The following is a 22,451-nucleotide window of genomic DNA, read 5'->3' on the forward strand; positions in this document are numbered from 1 at the left end:
AGGGCGGCTGTGGGGCATGGAGCCTCGCACTAGGGCAGGCGTCAGCTCGATTGCCCGCGCCCGCGATGCCGCAGTTGGCACCGGACGATAGCAGGATCTCCTGCGGACGCTTATCCCGGCCCTACTCCTCACGACGAGTGCCCTGATTTTTCGGGCTTGTTGCCCGTCGAGGAATCAGGTTCGACGTAAAGAATCTTGGCCTTCATGTGGGCACGCGTCTGGAAGACGATCCACACGAGCGTGGTACCGACGAGCGTGAACGCGAAGGACCTGGGGTGGAACAGCGTGGTGTTCTTGAACGCGGCCATGAAGATGAACAGCAGCAGAATTTGTGCCGCGTAGAGCATCAGGCCCATCGCCTGGAACAGGTGAGGAAGCGATTTGGCAGTGCGCTGCAGAACGTAGAGCCCGATTCCCATGAAGAGGATCGTGATCACCGCCGCCACGACGGCGCCGACAGCCCCCTTGCCTCCGACGACCACACCGCTGATGACAGCGGCGATGGCGCCGGCGGCAGCCGTGGGTACGGCGGCCTGAAGGAGGATCCGGGCGTCATTGGACGGCATGGCGGCAACTCCGCTTGCTTAAGGGGGCAGGTGTCGTCATGGACGAGCGTAGACCCCGGGGGCGAGCGGAAATCTCGCGCCGGTGGACCGTCGCACTGCGGCCCCGCGGCTCTGTCCCGGGTTCTCGTGAACCGTATCACAAACTATTTGATGAGGTCTTTACCTAGTTGGCGTGCTCGATGTCACACATGAGAGTGACAGTGCGCGTCTGTGCAAAAACAGTGCCGACCTGTCTGGTATTAGGGCGCTTTGTTCCCCCACGACTTGGCAATGCTCTAGTCAGATTCTTACCTTGTGGCAAAGAGGAAGGGGGCCCGCAGGCCCCCCTTCGACTGTTTCTTACGGTCTCAGTGCCGCGCCCCCGCAGGCTTGCGCTCCTCGTCCAGCGGGCGCTCGCCGAGGGCCGTCGCGCCGTTCAGGGACGGCTGCCACTCGGCCACCGCGCCGGCGGCCTCCGTACCCGGCTTGCGGCGGCGGTAGCGGGGCGGGACGAAGCGCTCGGCCCAACGGGGAGCGCGCGGGGTGAACCGGGGCAGCAGGAGCAGGAAGAGGCCGACCGCGTTGAGCGCGGCGATGCCGAGCACGATCCACATGGACGCGGCGTTCACGGTGTACGCGAGGGTGCCGAAGGCGATGACCGCCGAGAAGAAGTACATGATCAGCACCGCGCGGCTGTGCGAGTGCCCGATCTCCAGCAGCCGGTGGTGCAGATGGCCGCGGTCGGCGGCGAACGGCGACTGGCCGCGCCAGGTGCGGCGCACGATGGCGAGGATCAGGTCGGCCGCCGGGATCGCGATGATGGTGAGCGGCATCAGCAGCGGGATGTAGACCGGCACCATCGAGTAGACCGTGCTGCGCTCCGAGATGTACAAGCCCATCACGTCCGGGTCGACCTGCCCCGTGACGGAGATCGCGCCGGCCGCCAGCACCAGGCCGATCAGCATCGAGCCGGAGTCGCCCATGAAGATCCGCGCGGGGTGCATGTTGTGCGGCAGGAAGCCCAGGCACATGCCCATCAGGACCGCCGCGAACAGCGTGGCCGGGGCGGCCGCCTCGATGCCGTAGCTGTACCAGAGGCGGTAGGCGTACATGAAGAACGCGCCGGAGGCGATGCAGACCATGCCGGCCGCGAGCCCGTCCAGGCCGTCGACGAAGTTGACCGCGTTGATGGTGATGACGACCAGGGCGACCGTGAGCAGCGTGCCCTGCCACTGGGTCAGGGCGACGATGCCGACGCTCGGGATGGGCAGCCACAGGATCGTCAGACCCTGCATGACCATCACGCCGGCGGCGATCATCTGCCCGCCCAGCTTGATCAGCGCGTCGATCTCGAACTTGTCGTCGAGAACGCCGATGAGCCAGATCAGGGCGGCCCCGGAGAGCAGCGCGCGCGGTTCGTTGGACTCGGCGAAGACCTCGCCGAGGTTGGTCAGATGGTCGGCGACCAGCAGACCGGCACACAGGCCGAAGAACATCGCGATGCCGCCGAGGCGGGGTGTGGGCTCTCGGTGGACGTCGCGCGCACGGATCTCCGGCATGGCTCCGGCCACGATCGCGAATTTCCGTACCGGTCCTGTCAACAGGTACGTCACCGCGGCCGTGATGCAGAGCGTCAGCAGGTATTCACGCACGGGCTTCCCCACAGGTCTCGCTGGCCATCTCAGCCCCACACCCTAGCGATGCGCGCATATGGTTGGGGACTTCCGGGTAGCGACGATGGTTGCACGTGATGCTGTGTCGTGTGGTCCGTCCACCCCACCTCAGCGCGGATACGGCGGAAATCTTCCGGCCAGGTCCCGCACTTCTTCACGCGCCCGCCTGCCGTCCCCGCCGTCCCGCAGGACCTGCGCGAACAGTACGGCGACCCGCGCCATCTCGGCCTCGCCCATGCCCTGCGTGGTCATTGCGGCCGTGCCCAGACGCAGCCCGCGGGCGTGCCCGTGCGGCAGGGCACAGCAGTCCAGGATCATCCCGGCGGCCGTGAGGCGCCCCCGTGCCGTGCGTCCGTCGACGCCGAGTGGCGCGGGATCGACGGTGAGGAGGTGGGTGTCGGTGCCCCCGGTGACGACGGCGAGCCCTTCCCGGGCCAGCCCCTCCGCCAGCACCCGCGCGTTGGCGACCACCTGATGGGCGTACGCGGTGAACGCCGGTGTTGCCGCCTCCCCGAACGCGACGGCCTTCGCGGCGATGGTGTGCATCTGCGCGCCGCCCTGGGTGAACGGGAACACGGCCCGGTCGACGCGCTCGGCCAGCCCGCTCCCGCAGAGCAGCATGCCGCCGCGCGGGCCGCGCAGCACCTTGTGGGTGGTGGCGCAGACGATGTCGGCGTACGGCACCGGACTGGGCGCCGCTCCCCCGGCGACGAGCCCGATCGGGTGGGCGGCGTCGGCGATCAGATACGCGCCCACCTCGTCGGCGACCTCGCGGAAGAACGCGTAGTCGATGTGCCGGGGGTAGGAGATGGAACCGCACACGATGGCCTTCGGGCGGTGCGTACGGGCGAGGGCGCGGACCTGTTCGTGGTCGATGAGCCCGGAGTCCGCGTCGACGCCGTACCCGACGAAGTCGAACCAGCGGCCGGAGAAGTTGGCGGGCGACCCGTGCGTGAGGTGGCCGCCGAAGGGCAGGCCCATCGCCAGGACGGTGTCACCGGGGCGCAGCAGGGCGGCGTACGCGGCCAGAACGGCCGACGACCCGGAGTGGGACTGGACGTTGGCGTGGTCGGCGCCGAAAAGGGCCTTGGCGCGCTCCACGGCGAGCCGCTCGGCGACGTCGACGATCTCGCAGCCGCCGTGGTGCCGGGCACCCGGATAGCCCTCCGCGTACTTGTTGGCGAGCGCCGAGCCCAGCGTGGCCAGCACCGCGGGCGAGGTGAAGTTCTCGGCGGCGACGAGCTGGAGCGTCGTCGACTGCCGGTCCAGCTCACCGAGGAGGATGTCGGCCAGCTCGGGGTCCTGCCGCCGCAGGACATCGGTCTCTAGGACAGGGATGACCGACATGATGGGCTCCGGGGCGTCGACGGTGACGTACGTCCAATGTAGGCCGCGGACGCGCGGGGCGCGCTGCTGATGCCGCCGATCGGTGTCGTGCGACCAGGGTCGGCCGGGCCGGCTACGCCCTCGCCGCCACCCCCGTCAGCGCCGTCACCACCGGATCCAGCGCCTGATGTATCTCGTCCCCCACCGAGCGGAAAAACGGCAGCGGCGCCCCGTACGGGTCGTACACCTCGTCCGCCTCCGCCGTCGGGGCCAGTAGCCACCCGCGTAGAGCGGCCGCCGCGCGCACCAGTGCGCGCGCCCGCGCGACCATGCCCTCGTCCAGCGGCGGCAGCGTGGCCGGATCTATCGCCCGCACCAGGCGGGTGAACTCCTTCAGAGTGAAGGTCCGCAGCCCCGCCGAGTGCCCCATGGAGATGACCTGGGCCCGGTGGTCGCGCGTGGCCGTCAGGACGAGGTCGGCCCGGATGACGTGCTCGTCCAGCAGCTCACGCCCCGTGAAGCCGGAGGCGTCCGCGCCGAAGTCCGCGAGGACCGCCTCCGCGTTCGCCTCCATGGGCGCGCCCTCGTGCCCCCAGGTCCCCGCGCTCTCGACGATCAGCCCGCCCCACAGCGGGTCCCCGAGCCGGTCCGCCAGGGCATGGCGGGTCAGCCGCTCGGTGATCGGCGAGCGGCAGACGTTCCCGGTGCTGACGTGGAGGATCCGGAAAGTGTCACGCGGGAGGCCGAAGGTCCCCGTCTCTTCCCCGTTCCATATGCCACGCCCCGCGTCAGGGGCTGTCAATTCGCCACCTCGAGGTCGGGTACGACCTTGCGCAGCTCCTCCGCCGACAGGGCGCCCGCACGCAGCAGCACCGGCACCTTGCCCGTGACGTCGACGATCGACGACGGCACGATGCCGGGGGTCGGGCCGCCGTCGAGGTAGACGGAGACGGAGTCGCCGAGCATCGCCTCGGCGGCGTCGCAGTTCTCCGGCGCCGGCTCGCCCGTCAGGTTGGCGGAGGAGACCGCCATGGGGCCGACCTCGGTGAGCAGCTCGATGGCGACCGGGTGCAGCGGCATGCGCACGGCGACCGTGCCACGGGTGTCGCCGAGGTCCCACTGCAGCGACGGCTGGTGCTTGGCGACGAGGGTGAGCGCGCCCGGCCAGAAGGCGTCGACCAGCTCCCAGGCCATCTCGGAGAAGTCGGTGACGAGCCCGTGCAGGGTGTTCGGGGAGCCGATGAGGACGGGCGTGGGCATGGCACGGCCCCGGCCCTTGGCCTGGAGCAGATCGGCCACGGCCTCCGAGGAGAACGCGTCGGCGCCGATGCCGTAGACGGTGTCCGTCGGCAGCACCACGAGCTCGCCCCGGCGGACGGCGGACGCGGCCTCGCGCAGACCGGTCGCGCGGTCGGTGGCGTCGTTGGTGTCGTATCGCCGTGCCATCTAGCGGGCCTCCTCGTACACGTAATGCTGGGCTTCCGAAAAAACTGCCGTCGGGCGGGTGCTCACGGCAGCGCCTTGCGGGCGGTCGCGAACCTCGGCCGCTTGTTGAGGTCCGGGTGGTCGGCCGCGTCGGCCCAGCCCCGCTCCTCGGTGAAGATCCACGGCACCTGGCCGCCCTGGGTGTCGGCGTGCTCGATGACGACGACGCCGCCGGGGCGCAGGAGCCGGTGTGCGGTGCGTTCCAGTCCACGGATCAGTTCGAGCCCGTCCTCCCCTGAGAACAGGGCGAGTTCGGGATCGTAGTCGCGGGCCTCGGGCGCCACGTACTCCCACTCCGTGAGCGGGATGTACGGCGGGTTGGAGACGACCAGGTCGACCTGGCCGTCGAGGTCGCGGAAGGCGTCCAGGGCGTTGCCCTGGCGCAGGTCGACGCGTGAGCCCGCCATGTTCTTGCGGGTCCACGTCAGGGCGTCCTCGGACAGCTCCACGGCGTGCACGCGCGAGCGCGGCACCTCCTGGGCGAGGGCGAGGGCGATGGCGCCGGAGCCGGTGCACAGGTCGACGATGAGCGGCTCGACGACGTCCATCGCGCGTACGGCGTCTATGGCCCAACCGACCACGGACTCGGTCTCCGGCCGGGGCACGAACACCCCTGGCCCGACCTGCAGTTCGAGGTAGCGGAAGTACGCGCGCCCGGTGATGTGCTGGAGGGGCTCGCGCTGCTCGCGGCGGGCGATGACCTCCCAGTACCGGGCGTCGAAGTCGGAGTCCTTGACCGTGTGCAGCTCGCCCCGCTTGACGCCGTGCACGAACGCGGCGAGCTCCTCCGCGTCGTTGCGCGGCGAGGGCACGCCGGCGTCGGCCAGCCGCTGGGTGGCCTGGGCCACCTCCGCGAGCAGCAGGTTCACGCAAGTCCTCCGTGTCGTACTCGGTCGTGCGCCGTTGCGTCTGTGCGTCCCCTACGCGGCCGCCAGCTTCGCTGCCGAGTCCGCGTCGACGCAGGCCTGGATCACCGCGTCGAGGTCGCCGTCCAGGACCTGGTCCAGGTTGTACGACTTGAAGCCGACGCGGTGGTCCGAGATGCGGTTCTCCGGGAAGTTGTACGTGCGGATCTTCTCGGAGCGGTCGACGGTGCGGACCTGGCTGCGGCGGGCGTCGGCGGCTTCCTTCTCCGCTTCCTCCTGCGCCGCTGCGAGCAGCCTGGAGCGCAGGATACGCATCGCCTGCTCCTTGTTCTGCAGCTGGCTCTTCTCGTTCTGGCAGGAGGCGACGACTCCGGTGGGAATGTGCGTGATGCGCACGGCGGAGTCGGTGGTGTTGACGGACTGCCCGCCGGGGCCGGAGGAGCGGTAGACGTCGATGCGGAGGTCGTTCGCGTTGATCTCGACCTCGACCTCCTCGGCCTCGGGCGTGACGAGCACGCCGGCCGCGGAGGTGTGGATACGGCCCTGGGACTCGGTCGCGGGCACGCGCTGGACGCGGTGCACCCCGCCCTCGTACTTCAACCGGGCCCAGACGCCCTGGCCGGGCTCGGTGGCGCCCTGGCCGCCCTTGGTCTTCACGGCGACCTGGACGTCCTTGTAGCCGCCCAGCTCGGACTCGGTGGAGTCGATGATCTCGGTCTTCCAGCCGACGCGCTCGGCGTAGCGGAGGTACATGCGCAGGAGGTCGCCGGCGAAGAGGGCGGACTCGTCGCCGCCGGCGCCCGCCTTGATCTCCAGGATCACGTCCTTGTCGTCGCTGGGGTCGCGCGGGACGAGCAGCAGCCGCAGCTTCTCCGTCAGCTCCTCGCGCTGCTTCTCCAGCTCCTTGACCTCGGCGGCGAAGTCCGGGTCGTCCGCGACGAATTCGCGGGCCGTCTCGATGTCGTCGCCGGTCTGCTTCCAGGAGCGGTACGTGCCGACGATCGGGGTCAGCTCCGCGTAGCGCTTGTTGAGCTTGCGCGCGTTGGCCTGGTCCGCGTGGACCGACGGGTCGGCGAGCTTCTTCTCCAGGTCGGCGTGTTCCCCGACCAGTTCCTCGACCGCCTCGAACATCTCCGGCTCCCTGTACGACCTGTACGACGTGATAAATGGGCTGCACCGCAAAGCGCCGGTCCCGGAAGCCCCCGAGCGGGGGCACCGAGGACCGGCGCCAGGGCGTGTCCGCTGGATGTCCGTGCCGCGGAGATCCGGCGGAAGCGCCCCTGGGGCTCGCTACTTCTTGGCAGCGGCAGCCTTGCCGAAGCGGGCCTCGAAGCGGGCCACGCGGCCACCGGTGTCGAGGATCTTCTGCTTGCCCGTGTAGAACGGGTGGCACTCGGAGCAGACCTCGGCACGGATGGTGCCGCTCTCGATCGTGCTGCGGGTGGTGAACGACGCGCCACAGGTGCAGCTGACCTGCGTCTCGACGTACTCGGGGTGGATGTCGCGCTTCAAGGTGTCTCCTAGTTTCGGGAGGGCGCCGGGTCGCTGCCGCGGGATGCGGGAGCGTGAACCGGAGCCGACGTACCAGTCTGCCAGGACTGGCGCCATCTCCCAAAACCAGGGGGTGCGGTCATGTATTCCCCGGCGCCCCGACTACGGGCAGTCATGCCGCTGGGGCCTGTCGTCACAGTCCCGTCCGCCGCGCGGAAGCCCCGGGGCGCCCTGGCCCTAGGGCGTGTTTCGAACGTCCCGTCTGCCCCGCCCTCCGGGCGGACGACGCCACTTTCGAAACACGCCCTAGGAAGAAGCCACGACCCCGTCCGCGTCGCCCTTGGCCGTTCCCTTCGTCGCCGACTTCGGGATCGTTCTGTCCGCCTTCAGCGCCGCCCAGACCTGCTTCGCCTTCGCCTCGTCCACCAGTACCCGGTTCGGGTCCGCGGGGTCGTACTGGACCGGCATCGTGACCATGGTCATGTTCTTGGAGCCGATGCCCTTGAGGCCGCCGGCGAAGGAGGCGAGGTCCTTGATGGAGTCCAGGTCGGAGTCGGTGGTGATGGTGTCGGTCGCGGTGTCGGCCAGGTCGTACAGCTTCGCCGGGCTGGACAGGAGTCCGATCTCCTTGACCTGTTCCAGCAGCGCCTTGATGAACGCCTGCTGGAGCTGGATACGGCCGAGGTCGGAGCCGTCGCCCACGCCGTGCCGGGTGCGGACCAGGCCCAGGGCCTGCTTGCCGGTGAGGGTGTGCTCGCCGGCCTTCAGGTTCAGATGGCTGTCGGGGTCCTTGATGTCCTTGGTGGTCGTGATGTCGACCCCGCCGAGGACGTTGATCAGCTTCTCGAAGCCCGCGAAGTCGACCTCGATGTAGTGGTCCATACGGATGCCGGTCATGGACTCGACGGTCTTGACCGCGCAGGCCGCGCCACCCGTGGAGTAGGCCGAGTTGAACATCGCCATCGTCACGGCCGGGTACGTCTTGCCGTTCGTGTCGGTGCACTCGGGCCGGTCGACGAGGGTGTCCCGGGGTATGGAGACCACGCTGGCCTTCTTGTGGCCCTCGTAGACGTGCACGATCATCGCGGTGTCGGAGCGGGCGCTGCCGTCGTCGACCCCGCCGCCCAGCTTCTTGTTGCTGCCGGAGCGGGTGTCGGAGCCGAGGACGAGGATGTCCTGCGAGCCGTTGTCGACGTCGAGGGGCCGGTCCGTGCCGAGGGCCTGGTTGATGTCGACGCTCTTGATGTTGCCGTTGAGCTTGAAGTACAGGTACCCGGCGCCCGTGCCTCCGAGGACGAGGATGCCCGCGGCGGTCCAGACGGTGACCAGTACCGCCTTGCTTCGTCCGCCGCGTGCCTTGCGGCGGCGGCCCTTGGCGGCACGATGACGCGGGCCGGTGGTGTCACTCTGCTCCGGGGTGCCGGAATCCGGCGTGCTCTCGGCGGACATCTGCTCCCTCGGTCCTCTTTCGGGTCGGTTGCCCCCTGGTCAGACGGAGGAACTCGGCAAAGGGTTGCACAACGTACTGTGCCCATCGCGTGAAGTGCGATGGGCACAGTGCGTGATGAGAGGGCCCGGGGGTACCGGGTTCACCTGGGGTTTCAGCCGAGCAGGTCGTACTGGGCGTAACTGGTGCCGACGGAGATCCTTGTGTCGAAGATCTCGCTGGTGGCCGTCCACGTGCCCTTGTAGAGGTAGAGCGTGCCCGCCTTCGTACGGGCCAGCAGGTCCGCCTTGCTGTCGCCGTTCACGTCCCCGGGGGTGATGAGCGTGTCGTAGGCGCTCCAGTCGGAGCGGACCTTGATCCGGGTGGCGAAGGCGCTCGTGCCGGACTTGCCGGTGCCCTTGTAGAGGTAGATGTTCGAGCCGGTCTTCGTACGGGCGATCAGGTCGGTCTTGCCGTCGCCGGTGAAGTCGCCGTGGCCGAGGACCGCGTTGTACTGGTTCCAGCCCGTACCAACCTTCACCCGGGTCGCGAAGGTGCCGTTGCCCTTGCCGGGGTAGATCCACAGGGCGCCGCCGGAGTCGACCGAGAGCAGGTCGGGCAGGGCGTCGCCGGTGACGTCACCAGGGGTGACGATCCGGGTGCGGGTCGTCCAGTTGTCGAAGATCTGCGTGTCGGTCCAGGCCTTGGACGCGGGCACGTAGTGCCGCCAGAAGACGTCGCCGTCGGCGCCGCGACGGATCACGAAGTCCTGGAAGCCGTCCCGGTCGAGGTCGGTCTGCTGGACGAGGTCGTAGCCGATCCAGCTGCCGACGGCCGCGCCCAGGTTCTCGCGCGAGTCGAGCGAGGAGCCCTTTGAGGCGCGCATGTAGCCGATGCCGGTGTCCTTGTTGCGCAGGAACACGTCGGCCTTGCCGTCACGGCTGAGGTCGATGTCGTTGACGCGCGCCGAGGCCGCGCCGACATACCTGCTGACCTTGGCGAAGACCGGGTACGCGCCCTTGTACACGCAGTCCGTGACACCCCACGAGACGACGCCTATGACCTTGTTCTTGTAGACGAGCGGGCCACCGGAGTCGCCGTTGCAGCTGGCCGTGGTGGTCTTGTCGGTGCCGCCTGACGGCTTGCCCGCGCAGAACATGTGGCCCTTGACGAACAGGTCGCCCCAGAAGTTTCCGCAGGTCGTGTCGGTCACGACGGGCATGTCGGCCGTCTTCAGCGTCTGCGAGACGGCGTCGCTGGTGGAGCTGGTACGCCCCCAGCCGTAGACCTTGGCCGGTATGTCCTTCGCGTACGAGGCCGTGTCGCCGGACGTCGTCATCTTGATGGGGGCGGCCTTGACCGGCTCGGCGAGCGTGAGGACGGCGACGTCGTTGTCGATGGCGTCCTCGTCGTACGAGGAGTGGTTCCACTGGCGTGCGACGAGGCTGCGGGTGCCGCCGTGGTAGTCCACGTCCACGACGGCGCCGTTGGCATCGGTGACCTTGGTGGGCAACTGCTGGGTGCCCGTGACGACGACGCCGTTCGCAGCCCAGTCGTAGTAGTCCTTGTCGACGCAGTGCGCGGCGGTGAGGATCTTCGTCGGTGAGACGACCGAGCCGCCGCAGAAGAAGCCGATGCCGGTGTTGTCGTCGTAGTACCAGAGCTGGGCCATGTACGGCGCCGTGCCTATGGTGGTCTCCGAGCCGCCGATGATCTTGGCATCCCGGCCCGGGAGGTCCGAGTCCGCGCTCATCGACGACTTCTGGGCGCTCTGCCCGGCGGAGGCGGTGCCGTCCGCCGCCATGGCCGACACGATCCGCTGGTCCAGCTCGTCGAGCGTCGGCGTCGCCTCGGCACCACTCGCGGAAGCCATCAGCAGCGTCCCGGCCGTCGCGGCGGCGACGGCTCCGGACAAGGATCTACCCACGCAAGTCCCCCCTGGGAGTCATGAGTTGAGAAACGTCATGAGTTGAGAAACGTCGAAGGCCCGCGGAGCAGAGGGCGGAGATCTCTTCGACGCGAGGTGAAGACCGTGATCGTACACGTGTCACAGGGGGCACTACAGGTGCGTCTCACAAGAAACCGGGGCCACCCTCACGAAGAGGGTGACCCCGGCTCTTTCCGCCTTGACGACTGGTCGCCTACGACTAGTCGCCGTTGCCCGGCGTCGGCGTCGTCTTCTGGATCTGCATCAGGAACTCGATGTTCGACTTCGTCTGCTTCATCTTGTCGAGGAGCAGCTCGATGGCCTGCTGCTGGTCGAGCGCGTGCAGCACCCGGCGCAGCTTCCAGACGACCGCGAGCTCCTCGTTGCCGAGCAGGATCTCTTCCTTGCGGGTGCCGGACGCGTCGACGTCCACCGCCGGGAAGATGCGCTTGTCGGCGAGCTTCCGGTCGAGCTTGAGCTCCATGTTGCCGGTGCCCTTGAACTCCTCGAAGATCACCTCGTCCATGCGGGACCCGGTGTCCACCAGGGCGGTGGCGAGGATGGTCAGCGAGCCGCCGTCCTCGATGTTGCGGGCCGCACCGAAGAAGCGCTTCGGCGGGTACAGGGCCGTCGAGTCGACACCACCGGACAGGATGCGGCCGGAGGCCGGGGCGGCGAGGTTGTACGCACGGCCCAGACGCGTGATCGAGTCGAGCAGTACGACCACGTCGTGGCCCAGCTCCACCAGACGCTTGGCGCGCTCGATGGCGAGCTCGGCGACCGTGGTGTGGTCCTCGGCCGGGCGGTCGAAGGTCGAGGAGATGACCTCGCCCTTCACCGACCGCTGCATGTCGGTGACCTCTTCCGGACGCTCGTCGACCAGGACGACCATCAGGTGGCACTCGGGGTTGTTGTGCGTGATGGCGTTGGCGATCGCCTGCATGATCATGGTCTTGCCGGTCTTCGGCGGGGCCACGATCAGACCGCGCTGGCCCTTACCGATCGGCGACACGAGGTCGATGATGCGGGTGGTCAGCACGCCCGGGTCCGTCTCCAGGCGGAGGCGGTCCTGCGGGTAGAGCGGGGTCAGCTTGTTGAACTCCGGGCGGCCACGGCCGTGTTCGGGCGCCATGCCGTTGGTGGAGTCCAGGCGGACCAGCGCGTTGAACTTCTCGCGGCGCTCGCCGTCCTTCGGCTGACGCACGGCACCGGTGACGTGGTCGCCCTTGCGCAGGCCGTTCTTGCGGACCTGGGCGAGGGAGACGTACACGTCGTTCGGGCCGGGCAGGTAGCCGGAAGTCCGGATGAACGCGTAGTTGTCCAGGATGTCCAGGATGCCCGCGACGGGGATCAGGACGTCGTCGTCGGCGAGCTGCGGCTCGTTGGCGCCGAACTCCTCGCGGCCGCGACGGCCACGGCGGTCGCGGTAACGGCCCCGACGGCCGCGGCGGCCGCCGTCGAAGTCGTCGTCGTCCTGCGGGCCGTTGTCGCGCTGACGGTCCTGGCGGTCCTGACGGCCGCCCTGCTGCTGGCTCTGCTGCTGGCCGCGGTCGCGCTGCGGCTGACCGCCGCCCTGCTGACCGCCGCCCTGCTGCTCGTCGCCCTTGCCGCGGCGGTCACCGCGGTCACCGCGGTCGCTGCGGTCGCTGCGGTCACCGCGGTCGCTGCGGTCACCACGCTCGCGACCGCGCTCGCGCCGGTCACGGCGGCCCTGACGGCCGTCGCCCTCGCCGGCGTCGCCCTTGGCCTCGGCCTGCGGCTGCGCGGTCTGGGCCGGCGTCTCGGCCTTGGGCTCGCTCTTGGCCTCGGCCACGACCGTCTCGGGGCTGCCCGCCTCGGCGGTGGCACGGCGACGGCGGCGCTCGGTGGGCGCGTCGTCACCGCCGGCCGGCTGGCCGGGGATGTCGATCTGCTGCTGGGCCACGGCCTTCTCGGCGGGAGCAGCGGCCTTCTTCGCCGCCGGCTTCTCGGCCGGGGCGGCGGCGTCGTCGCCCGTACGCGCCTTGGAGGTGGTGCGGCGCTTCGGCTTGGTCTCGGTGGCGGCCTCGGCCTTGGGAGCCGCGGCGCCTCCTCCGGCCTGCGCCTCCTTGATGACCTCGATCAGCTGGCTCTTGCGCATGCGCGCGGTGCCCCTGATGCCCAGGCCCGATGCGACCTGCTGCAGCTCGGCCAGCACCATGCCCTCGAGGCCGGTGCCACGGCGCCGCCTGGCGCCGGCAGGCGCGGCGTCCGTGGCGGGCGCGGCAGCGGTCTCCTCGACACGTGCGCCCATCAGATCGGTGGTGTCGCTCACGAAGGGTCCTTCCCTGGAGCGGACGTCGGCCTTCTGGCTCGGCGACCGGTTGTGCTGTCCGGCTTCGGTCCTGTTCGGGTGGACCGTGCCGGGGCGGTGGTCCGCCAAAGCGGCGGAGGAAATTTACGGTGATTCGGCGCTTACCCCGGGCCGTGGACTTGAGTGTCTGTGTCACGCGGCTCGGTCACGCCTGTTCCGGCGTCTGCTCGGCAGACCGCTCAGCCCCCGCGTACGGCGTGATGCCTGACGTACGGAGAACCGTGCGGCTTGGGAGACTCCCGGAAGAATGGTTGTCCCGGACGGGGACGATAAGCACCATGCCATGGCTGGGGCAGGTGCAGACTTGAGGTTAACACTACCGGATCCAACAAACATTCCCCCTCTCGAAATCCGGCAACCGTGCGCCCCTACTCGTCGCCGAGGTCGGCGCCGGTGTCGGCGACGGTGGTGGTCAGCGGCAGGACGCAGGCCCCTCGGGCGTCGAGGTCCAGCCGGTTGGCGGCCCAGCCCTCCCCCGCGAGGTGGGCCACCTTGTCGGCGCCGGCGTGGTCGGCCAGCGCGAGGACGGTGGGTCCGGCGCCGGAGATGACCGCGGGGATGCCGTCGGCCCGCAGCCGCTCCACCAGGGCCGCGCTCTCCGGCATGGCGGGCGCCCGGTACTCCTGGTGCAGCCGGTCCTCTGTGGCGGGGAGCAGCAGCTCGGGTCGCCTGGTCAGGGCTTCGACGAGCAGGGCCGCCCGGCCCGCGTTGGTGGCAGCGTCGACGTGCGGGACGGTGCGCGGGAGCAGTCCGCGCGCCGTTTCCGTCAGTACGGGCTTTCCTGGGACGAAAACCACCGGAACGATGGAATCGGCGGGCTCCATGGTGATGGCGCGCGCTGCGCCGTTCTCCATCCAGGAGAGCGTGAAGCCGCCGAGGAGGCAGGCCGCGACGTTGTCGGGGTGGCCCTCGATCTCGGTGGCCAGTTCGAGCAGCGCGGCGTCGTCGAGGCGGTGCTCCCCGCCTATGGTCACGGCGCGGGCGGCGAGAATGCCGGCGCAGATGGCGGCGGAGGAGGAGCCGAGGCCGCGGCCGTGCGGGATGCGGTTGGCACACACGATCTCAAGGCCCCTGGGCTGCCCGCCGAGCAGGTCGAAGGCGGTGCGCAGGGAACGTACGAGGAGGTGCTTCTCGTCGCGCGGGAGGGTCTCGCTGCCCTCGCCCGCGATGTCGATGTGCAGCCCGGAGTCGGCCACCCGGACGACGACGTCGTCGTAGAGCCCCAGCGCGAGGCCGAGGGCGTCGAAGCCCGGGCCGAGGTTGGCACTGGTGGCGGGGACGCGCACCCGGACGGCGGCGGCGCGGAAGGCTGGACCGGCCATCGCTCGATGACTCTCCTTGAGCTGCGGGATTGACATTGCTTGACGACTGTCGAATGACATTCGATACGTACATGAGAACCCGGTGGCCGCGTACGACACGGCGCGGCGCCGCACCCTTGCGGGGCATATGCAGGGGGCGGGTTCGGTACAGCCTATCGAAGGAAGGTTCTGTGGCGACATAGGGCGCACAGGAGGCGCACGATGCGTGTCGTAAGCCCCCTGTGCACCCCCGGTGGGGTTACCCCTCCGGGGCCCCTGCCGAGAGTCCCGGTCAGGCGAGACCGAGGCGCTCGGCCGCCGTCGCCGCGTCGACCGGGACGGTGACGGGCTGCGGGGCGCCCGCGACGGCCCAGTCGGGGTCCTTCAGGCCGTTCCCGGTGACCGTGCAGACGATGGTCTGGCCCGGGTCGACCTTGCCGCTCTCGGCGGCCTTCAGCAGACCGGCGACGGAGGCGGCGGAGGCGGGCTCGACGAAGACGCCCTCCTGCGCGGCCAGCAGCCGGTAGGCGCGCAGGATCTCACGGTCCGTCACCTCGTCGATGAGACCGCCCGATTCGTCCCGCGCGGCCAGCGCGTACTTCCACGACGCGGGGTTGCCGATACGGATCGCGGTGGCGATGGTCGACGGGTCCTTGACGACCTCGCCGCGCACGATCGGCGCGGAGCCGGAGGCCTGGTAGCCCCACATGCGGGGGGTCTGGGCGGCGATGCCGTCGGCGGCGTACTCCTTGTAACCCTTCCAGTACGCCGTGATGTTGCCCGCGTTGCCGACCGGCAGGACGTGGATGTCGGGGGCGTCGCCGAGCATGTCCACGATCTCGAACGCCGCAGTCTTCTGGCCCTCGATCCGCACCGGGTTGACCGAATTGACCAGCGCCACGGGGTAGTTGTCGCTCAGCTCGCGGGCGAGGGTGAGGCAGTCGTCGAAGTTGCCGTCGACCTGGAGGATCTTCGCGCCGTGCACGAGGGCCTGGCCCATCTTGCCCAGCGCGATCTTGCCGCGCGGGACGAGCACGGCCGAGACCATGCCCGCGCGGACGGCGTAGGCGGCCGCGGAGGCAGAGGTGTTGCCCGTCGAGGCACAGATGACTGCCTTCGCGCCCTCTTCCTTCGCCCGGGTGATGGCCATGGTCATGCCGCGGTCCTTGAAGGACCCGGTCGGGTTCGCGCCCTCCACCTTGAGGTGGACCTCGCAGCCCGTGCGCTCGGAGAGCACCTGCGCGGGTACGAGGGGCGTACCGCCCTCGCGGAGCGTCACGACCGGCGTGCTGTCGGAGACGGGCAGCCGGTCCCGGTACTCCTCGATGATTCCGCGCCACTGGTGGGTCATTGCTGGTTACTCTCCTTCAACCCGCATGATGCTGGCGACACCCCGCACGGTGTCGAGGTTGCGCAGCGCCTCGACGGTCCCGTTGAGGGAGGCGTCGGAGGCGCGGTGGGTGACGACGACGAGGGAGGCCTCGCCGTCCTTGCCCTGCTGCCGAACCGTATCGATCGACACTCCGTGCTCCGCGAACACGGTCGCCACCTGGGCGAGAACACCCGGTTTGTCGGCGACGTCGAGGCTGATGTGGTAGCGCGTGACGACGTCACCCATCGGCGACACGGGCAGGGCCGCGTACGCCGACTCACCGGGCCCGGTCCCGCCCGCGAGGCGGTTGCGGCACACGGCCACAAGGTCGCCGAGGACCGCGGAGGCGGTGGGGGCGCCACCCGCGCCGGGGCCGTAGAACATCAGCTGGCCGGCGGCGTCGGACTCCACGAACACGGCGTTGTACGCGCCGCGCACGGAGGCGAGGGGGTGGGTCAGCGGGATCATGGCGGGGTGCACGCGCGCGGTGACGGAGCCGCCGTCCGCGGCCCGCTCGCAGATGGCGAGCAGCTTGATGGTGCAGCCCATGTTCTTGGCGGAGGCGAAGTCGGCCGCCGTGACCTCCGTCATGCCCTCGCGGTAGACGTCGTCGAGCCGGACGCGCGAGTGGAAGGCGATACCGGCGAGGATCGCGGCCTTGGCGGCGGCGTCGAAGCCCTCGACGTCGGCGGTCGGGTCGGCCTCGGCGTACCCGAGGGCGGTGGCCTCGTCCAGGGCCTCCTGGTACCCGGCCCCCGTGGAGTCCATCTTGTCCAGGATGAAGTTGGTGGTCCCGTTGACGATGCCCATCACCCGGTTGATCTTGTCGCCGGCGAGGGACTCGCGCAGCGGCCGGATCAGCGGGATCGCGCCGGCGACGGCGGCCTCGTAGTAGAGGTCCTTGCCGTGCTCGTCGGCCACCGCGTGCAGGGCGGCGCCGTCCTGGGCGAGGAGGGCCTTGTTGGCGGAGACGACGGAGGCGCCGTGCTCGAACGCCGTGGTGATGAGGGAACGGGCGGGCTCGATACCGCCGATGACCTCGACGACGACGTCGAGGTCGCCGCGTTTGACCAGGGCGGTGGCGTCGGTGGTGACCAGGGCCGGGTCGATGCCTTCACGGACCTTGGAGGGTCGGCGGACCGCGACGCCCGCGAGCTCGACCGGCGCACCGATGCGGGCGGCGAGATCGTCGGCGTGCGTCGTCATGATGCGCGCCACCTCTGAGCCGACAACCCCACAGCCCAGCAGCGCCACCTTCAGCGGACGCGTACGCATCATCCGACCTCGTTTCCTCACATACCGAATACGGTGGGACCAGTCTCACTCACCGGACGGCAGTTTCTACCCTTCGTCCGGATCGTGAGACATCTATTTCATTTTCACCGGGCCGGAAGACAGGAGATCTTCCGGCCCTGACGTCATCGGGTCATCGCCTGTCCGGTGTCACCCGACATCGAGACGGAGAAGGTCCTCTTCCGTCTCCCTGCGTACGACGACCCGGGCCTCACCGTCGTTGACGGCGACGACCGGCGGGCGCAGCGCGTGGTTGTAGTTGCTGGCCATCGAACGGCAGTACGCGCCGGTGGCCGGGACGGCGATCAGGTCACCGGGCGCCAGGTCGGCCGGCAGGAACGCGTCCTTGACCACGATGTCGCCGCTCTCGCAGTGCTTGCCGACCACGCGCACGAGCATGGGCTCGGCGTCGGAGGCGCGGGAGACGAGGGCGACGCTGTACTCGGCGTCGTACAGCGCGGTCCGGATGTTGTCGGACATGCCGCCGTCGACGGAGACGTAGGTGCGCAGGCCGTCGAGCGGCTTGATGGTGCCGACCTCGTAGAGCGTGAAGGCGGTCGGGCCGACGATGGCCCGCCCGGGTTCGACGGAGATGCGGGGCGTGCGCAGCTTGGCCCGCTCGCACTCGCGCGTGACGATCTCGGTGAGCGCCTTGGCGATCTCGTGCGGCTCACGGGGGTCGTCGTCGCTGGTGTACGCGATGCCGAGCCCGCCGCCGAGGTCGATCTCGGGCAGCTCGACGCCGTGCTCGTCGCGGACTTCCGCGAGAAGTCCGACGACCCGGTGCGCGGCGACCTCGAACCCGGAGGTGTCGAAGATCTGCGACCCGATGTGGGAGTGGATGCCGATGAGCTCCAGCCCGTCGAGCTTGAGCGCCCGCCGTACGGCCTCGGCGGCCTGCCCCCCGGCAAGCGGAATCCCGAACTTCTGGTCTTCGTGCGCGGTGGCGATGAACTCGTGCGTGTGCGCCTCGACGCCCACGGTGACGCGGATCTGCACGCGCTGCCGCTTGCCGAGGGACTGGGCGATGTGGGCGACGCGCACGATCTCCTGGAAGGAGTCGAGGACGATACGGCCGACTCCGGCCTCGATCGCGGTGTGGATCTCGACGGTGGACTTGTTGTTGCCGTGGAAGGCGATGCGGTCGGCGGGCATGCCGGCGGAGAGGGCGGTGGTGAGTTCGACGCCGGAGCAGACGTCGAGGTTGAGCCCTTCCTCGTGCAGCCAGCGCACGACGGCCCGCGAAAGGAAGGCCTTACCGGCGTAGAAGACGTCGGCGTCGTGCCCGAAGGCGGTGCGCCAGGCGCGCGCCCGGGCCCGGAAGTCGGCCTCGTCGAGGAAGTAGGCCGGGGTGCCGAACTCCTCGGCGAGCGTCTTCACGTCGATCCCGCCGACACTGACGACCCCGTCGTCCGTACGGGTGACGGTCTGGGCCCACACCTTCGGGTCGAGCGTGTTGAGGTCGGCCGGCGGGGCGGCGTAGTGGCCCTCGGGCAGTACGTCGGCGTGGCGGGGACCGGCGGGGTGTGCGGATCGGCTCATGATCTGTGTCTGGTCTCTCTCTGGCTGGCTCTCTGGTGCTCGGGGCCGGGGCTCGGTCTGGTTTCAGTTCTTCGAGTTCCTGGCTCTGGGCTCTCAGAGGTATTCGGGTGCGTCGATGCCGAGCAGGGACAGGCCGCCGGCCAGCACCGTCCCGGCGGCTTCGGCGAGCGCGAGCCGGGCGCGGTGGGCGGCCGAGGGTTTCTCGTCGCCGCGCGGCAGCACCGTGTCCTGGAAGGCGAGCAGGGCGTCGGCGACGACGAGCAGGTGCCGGGCGAGGCGGTCGGGGGCGTGCTGGGTGGCGGCGAGGGTGAGGACGTGGGGGTATTCGGAGAGGGCGCCGAGGAGGTCGGAGTCGGCCGGGCTGTTCGGGTCGCCAGGGTCACCGGTGAAGCCGAGGGCGGCGGCGTTGCGGGTGAGCGCGCGGGCTCGGGCGTGGGCGTAACGGACCCGGAAGAGGGGGTTGCTCGCGCGCTGCACGAGGAGGTCGGCGGTGATCCGGGGCCGGTCGTGGGCGGCGGGGTGCAACAGGGCCCAGCGCAGGGCGTCGGGCCCGAGCGGCGCGGGGTCCTCCGGCGCCGGCACGGGCCGCAGGTCGACGGGCTCGCCGGGCCGCGCGTGGTCGACCTCGACGCGGCCGCCCTGGGTGGCGACGATCCGCGCGAGCGCCTCGGCGACGACTTCGGCGCGGATGTCGTAGGGGATGCGGAGGCGGAGGACTTCGCCGGTGAGGGTGGTGGTGTGGCCGTAGGGGGGTTCGGCGGGGGGCTGGTGGTGGCCTTGGCCTTGGTTCCGTATCCGACGTACGAGGGCGGTGGTGGCCGCGCGGTCGAGACGGATGTTGAGGAAACCCGGCCCGGTGATCTCGACGGCGGCAACGCCTTCCGTACGGCTGAGGTGGGGCCGCAGGATCTCGGCGACCTGGCGGGGCGGGCGCCCCGCGGGCCGGGCCAGTTGCAGGGCGATGTTCGTCGCGAAGTCCCCGCTGCCGCCGGGCCCGGGCGGCGTCACCACGGCCCGTGCGGGCACGACCACGCTCAGCTCCCCCTGATCCACAGCACAACGCACCGCGCGCAGCACGGTGCGGGAGAGCTCGACGGGGGTCACGGGGACAAGCGTAGGGGAGGAGGGGGGTGGGTGGGCGACTCGGTTTCCCCTGCGGTCCGGGATGTGGACGGGGAGGGGTGGGCGGGGGTGGGGTGGAGGTCGGGGGTGGAGGTCGGGAGTGGAGGTCAGGGGGAGCCTGGGTCGGGACGTGTGGGGGCCGATACGGCTAAGCGTGGATGACCGCGGGGCTGGCGGAGTCCGGACGGGGTGGAGTCCGGACCGGGGTGAGGCGCCGGTTTGTTGGGGGTCAGGCACCGGTTCGTCGGGGGTCAGGCACCGGTTCGTCGGGGGTCAGGCGCCGGTTCGTCGGGGGTCAGGCGCCGGTTTATTGGGGGTCAGGCACCGGTTCGTCGGGGGTCAGGCACCGGTTCGTTCGGCGTGCTCGCTGCCGGTTCGTTCGGCGTGCTCGGTGCCGCCGGCCGGGCTGCCGGTGGGGGCACCGGCGCCGATGCCGTGCTCGGGGGAGGCGTCGGGACCGCCGCGCTCGGCCAACTGCCGTACGAGTGTGACGAGTTCGGCGGGCTCGAAGGGCTTGGCCAGGAAGGCATCGACGCCGACGTCGAGCCCGGCCTCGACCTCGTACTGCGTACAGGCGCTGACGATGACGAGCGGCAGCCGTTGGGTGAGAGGGTCGCCGCGGAGGTGGGCGGCGGTCCGCAGACCGTCGAGTCGAGGCATGACGACATCGAGGGTGATCACGTCGGGCTGCACCTGATGGACGACGTCCAGACACTCGGCACCATCGGCCGCGGTCACCACCTCGAAGCCCTCCAGCTCGAGGTTGACCCTGATCAGCTGCCGGATGACCTTGTTGTCGTCCACAACAAGCACCCGGCCGGACGCGCCTGGCACAACTCGAGAGTAGGTCCGTGGCCACCGCCGCGTCCGGGTTTTCCCCACTTCCACCCCCTGCGGGCGGTCTCCCCCAGGTCAACCCGCCCCCGCACCCCCAAAACCCGTTCATGACCTCCCCCACAGAGCTGGTAGGGTTCTACCCGTCGCCGCCAAGCAAGGCGCACGACACGCCCCCGTAGCTCAGGGGATAGAGCAACGGCCTCCGGAGCCGTGTGCGCAGGTTCGAATCCTGCCGGGGGCACCTTGTACGAGGTGCCCAAAGACCCCGCCATCAGCGCTTTCGCTGAGGACGGGGTCTTCGCGTCTGCGCAGCCGTATGCCGCTCGAAGCGGCCGTATGTCGGTGTCCGTGGACGAGGCGTGGACGGGATCTTGAAGCAAAACGCCAGGTGAGCCCCACAAATCGATGTGGCCGCAGGGCAGGGTGCAAGGGCCAGATCGCGAGTCGGTAGCAGTCCCCTCCTAGTCGGCAGTGACCCCCCAGTAACCGATTTGTGCGGGCCTGCCGTCGCGGTAGAGCACTGTGCAGTTCCCCTGGGCGCGGCCCGGGAAGGCCAACTGCTCGGAATCGAGAGCGGCATCCCACTCCTCGTAGGTGGGGCGGCCGTGAGGAGCCCACGCACGCACCTCATCATCGGTCAGCGGCCGCATGAACGGACCGTCGTCGGTGTCCGCGGCCTCGATCATGAGAGGAAAGTCCAGCACGGTGCTCGTGCCTCCGGTGAAGATGTACTCCTGCCACTCCGGGTCACGCCACAGTTCCTCGATGGACTGGCCCTCGAAGCCGTGGTTGTCCCGCGCCAGCTCGTCTTCCTGAGCCTGCCGGAACGCGGCCGCCAGATCACGCTGATACGGGCCCGTGTGGGTCCATGCGTCGCCGCCCATCCGCGTCCCCTCTCCATTCGAACTGTTTACTCAGGAGCAGAGAGTATGAGACAGCACTGACAGGCCACCCGGGCGACGGTCAACAGCCCCTGGGGGTTCCAACAGCTCCCGCGAGGAAGACCGGCAGCTTCTGAGAGAACTGGCTCAGGCCCGACTCCAAGCCTGACGATGACGAGCGACGCCGTACACCCGCTCAACCTGCTCACCCGTCAGCACACCCGAAAGCGGCGCCAGTGCCGCTACCTGACGCTCCTGGTACACGCGCACGCTGAGCTGTGTGGCGACCACTTGTAGATCAGTCACGCCGACGAAGACGAGCACTGGCTCCACCGGTACGGGAAAGCCGCAATAGTGCTCAAGCACTCGGATTGCTCGCTTGGCCTCTGCCCGGCTCTTGCGTGCGTAGGGCGCCGGTTTTCCGTGATCGACCTTCACCGAATCGTCGCCGACCCATACGGCCTTGTTGTGGTGGTGCTTCGTATTGATGCTGAACACGCCTCCGGGCCCGATCAACAAGTGATCGACGTCCACGTTGTTGGCCAGGGGGATGGAATGCAGGACCCGCCATCCGTGACGCGCCAAGCGGTCCAGCTCGGCTCCTACTCGCCTCTCCCCCGCCAGGCCCTGACGCCACGAGTGCCACTCCGAGGGACGCCGCAGAAGCCGTGAGACGACTCGCTCGACCAGACCTGGGCCGGATGTGGCGAGCAGGTCACGGAGGGATTCTCCGGGACGGTTGGTGGACAGGTCGTCTGACGGCGTCAGAGGCGGCAGCATCGGGCGAGCTTCAGTTTCAGGTGCCTCCTGCGGCACAACCAGCTTGAGGACGTCCCGTAAGTGGTGTGTCAGCACGGCGATCACGTCGTCGCGATACACGTCTACCAAGACAGCGATGTCCCCCGTCCTCAAGTCCGCCCAGCCGACCGCGGTTCCATCCGGCAGATTCGCATACAGGCGATCATGTCCGTACCGCTTCCAGCGCGTGACCTTCAGTTCCACGAGCCCCCCTCGTCCGCTCACGGCCGAAGC

The 22,451-nt window shown here is 69.6% G+C and carries 19 protein-coding genes and 1 tRNA gene; 1 reads left to right on the forward strand and 19 read right to left on the reverse strand.

Features of this window, described 5'->3' with window-relative positions; translation table 11 throughout:
• Positions 1-128 precede the first annotated feature (128 nt).
• From SGFS_RS20640 to SGFS_RS20720, 17 genes are all read right to left on the reverse strand, one after another.
• Positions 129-566 carry a hypothetical protein gene (locus SGFS_RS20640; RefSeq protein WP_286252296.1) on the reverse strand — a complete coding sequence of 146 codons (438 nt, stop codon included), beginning with the start codon at positions 564-566 and terminating at the stop codon, positions 129-131.
• Positions 567-913: 347 nt separating this feature from the next.
• Positions 914-2,197 carry an MraY family glycosyltransferase gene (locus SGFS_RS20645; protein WP_286252297.1) on the reverse strand — a complete coding sequence of 428 codons (1,284 nt, stop codon included), beginning with the start codon at positions 2,195-2,197 and terminating at the stop codon, positions 914-916.
• 129 nt (positions 2,198-2,326) lie between these two features.
• The gene (locus tag SGFS_RS20650; protein ID WP_286252299.1) at positions 2,327-3,565 is read right to left on the reverse strand and encodes a serine hydroxymethyltransferase; all 1,239 of its coding nucleotides are present in this window, start codon (positions 3,563-3,565) and stop codon (positions 2,327-2,329) included.
• 112 nt (positions 3,566-3,677) lie between these two features.
• Entirely contained in the window at positions 3,678-4,346 is a 669-nt protein-coding gene (locus SGFS_RS20655; RefSeq protein WP_286252301.1) for an arsenate reductase/protein-tyrosine-phosphatase family protein, read from the reverse strand.
• Entirely contained in the window at positions 4,343-4,990 is a 648-nt protein-coding gene (locus SGFS_RS20660) for an L-threonylcarbamoyladenylate synthase (protein WP_286252303.1), read from the reverse strand. The genes SGFS_RS20655 and SGFS_RS20660 overlap by 4 nt, the downstream gene beginning before the upstream one ends.
• A 62-nt stretch (positions 4,991-5,052) precedes the next feature.
• On the reverse strand, positions 5,053-5,898 hold the full coding sequence (prmC, locus tag SGFS_RS20665) for a peptide chain release factor N(5)-glutamine methyltransferase (RefSeq protein WP_286252305.1): 846 nt from the start codon (positions 5,896-5,898) through the stop codon (positions 5,053-5,055).
• Between the two features lie 51 nt (positions 5,899-5,949).
• Positions 5,950-7,026 (reverse strand): peptide chain release factor 1, encoded by a 1,077-nt coding sequence (gene prfA / locus SGFS_RS20670; RefSeq protein ID WP_286252306.1) that lies wholly within the window; start codon positions 7,024-7,026, stop codon positions 5,950-5,952.
• Positions 7,027-7,185: 159 nt separating this feature from the next.
• Positions 7,186-7,407, reverse strand: coding sequence for a 50S ribosomal protein L31 (gene rpmE, locus SGFS_RS20675; protein WP_028804216.1), 222 nt, complete (start codon positions 7,405-7,407; stop codon positions 7,186-7,188).
• A 285-nt stretch (positions 7,408-7,692) separates the two neighbouring features.
• Positions 7,693-8,835 (reverse strand): LCP family protein, encoded by a 1,143-nt coding sequence (locus tag SGFS_RS20680; protein WP_286252307.1) that lies wholly within the window; start codon positions 8,833-8,835, stop codon positions 7,693-7,695.
• Positions 8,836-8,987: 152 nt separating this feature from the next.
• Positions 8,988-10,685: a trypsin-like serine protease gene (locus SGFS_RS20685; RefSeq protein ID WP_286259992.1), complete on the reverse strand. Its 1,698-nt coding sequence runs from the start codon at positions 10,683-10,685 to the stop codon at positions 8,988-8,990.
• Positions 10,686-10,959: 274 nt separating this feature from the next.
• Positions 10,960-13,032 (reverse strand): transcription termination factor Rho, encoded by a 2,073-nt coding sequence (gene rho / locus SGFS_RS20690; protein ID WP_286252308.1) that lies wholly within the window; start codon positions 13,030-13,032, stop codon positions 10,960-10,962.
• A gap of 407 nt (positions 13,033-13,439) precedes the next feature.
• Complete coding sequence (thrB, locus tag SGFS_RS20695; protein WP_286252309.1) at positions 13,440-14,393, reverse strand: homoserine kinase; 954 nt, start codon at positions 14,391-14,393, stop codon at positions 13,440-13,442.
• Positions 14,394-14,664: 271 nt separating this feature from the next.
• On the reverse strand, positions 14,665-15,723 hold the full coding sequence (thrC, locus tag SGFS_RS20700; protein ID WP_286252310.1) for a threonine synthase: 1,059 nt from the start codon (positions 15,721-15,723) through the stop codon (positions 14,665-14,667).
• Between the two features lie 6 nt (positions 15,724-15,729).
• Positions 15,730-17,022: a homoserine dehydrogenase gene (locus tag SGFS_RS20705; RefSeq protein WP_286252312.1), complete on the reverse strand. Its 1,293-nt coding sequence runs from the start codon at positions 17,020-17,022 to the stop codon at positions 15,730-15,732.
• A 165-nt stretch (positions 17,023-17,187) separates the two neighbouring features.
• Positions 17,188-18,579 carry a diaminopimelate decarboxylase gene (gene lysA, locus SGFS_RS20710; RefSeq protein WP_286252314.1) on the reverse strand — a complete coding sequence of 464 codons (1,392 nt, stop codon included), beginning with the start codon at positions 18,577-18,579 and terminating at the stop codon, positions 17,188-17,190.
• A gap of 93 nt (positions 18,580-18,672) precedes the next feature.
• Positions 18,673-19,683, reverse strand: a complete 1,011-nt coding sequence (nrtL, locus tag SGFS_RS20715; RefSeq protein ID WP_286252316.1) for an ArgS-related anticodon-binding protein NrtL — start codon at positions 19,681-19,683, stop codon at positions 18,673-18,675.
• A gap of 357 nt (positions 19,684-20,040) precedes the next feature.
• On the reverse strand, positions 20,041-20,535 hold the full coding sequence (locus SGFS_RS20720) for a response regulator (protein WP_434027643.1): 495 nt from the start codon (positions 20,533-20,535) through the stop codon (positions 20,041-20,043).
• 172 nt (positions 20,536-20,707) lie between these two features.
• Between SGFS_RS20720 and SGFS_RS20725 the strand changes: the two genes are divergently transcribed.
• Positions 20,708-20,779, forward strand: a tRNA-Arg gene (locus SGFS_RS20725).
• Positions 20,780-20,999: 220 nt separating this feature from the next.
• On the opposite strand, the gene SGFS_RS20730 is transcribed toward SGFS_RS20725, so the two are convergent.
• Entirely contained in the window at positions 21,000-21,422 is a 423-nt protein-coding gene (locus tag SGFS_RS20730) for a hypothetical protein (protein ID WP_286252319.1), read from the reverse strand.
• Positions 21,423-21,566: 144 nt separating this feature from the next.
• The gene (locus SGFS_RS20735) at positions 21,567-22,421 is read right to left on the reverse strand and encodes a nuclease-related domain-containing protein (RefSeq protein WP_286252320.1); all 855 of its coding nucleotides are present in this window, start codon (positions 22,419-22,421) and stop codon (positions 21,567-21,569) included.
• Positions 22,422-22,451: the final 30 nt, after the last annotated feature.

It is taken from the genome of Streptomyces graminofaciens (assembly GCF_030294945.1).
In the GTDB taxonomy this organism is placed as follows: domain Bacteria; phylum Actinomycetota; class Actinomycetes; order Streptomycetales; family Streptomycetaceae; genus Streptomyces; species Streptomyces graminofaciens.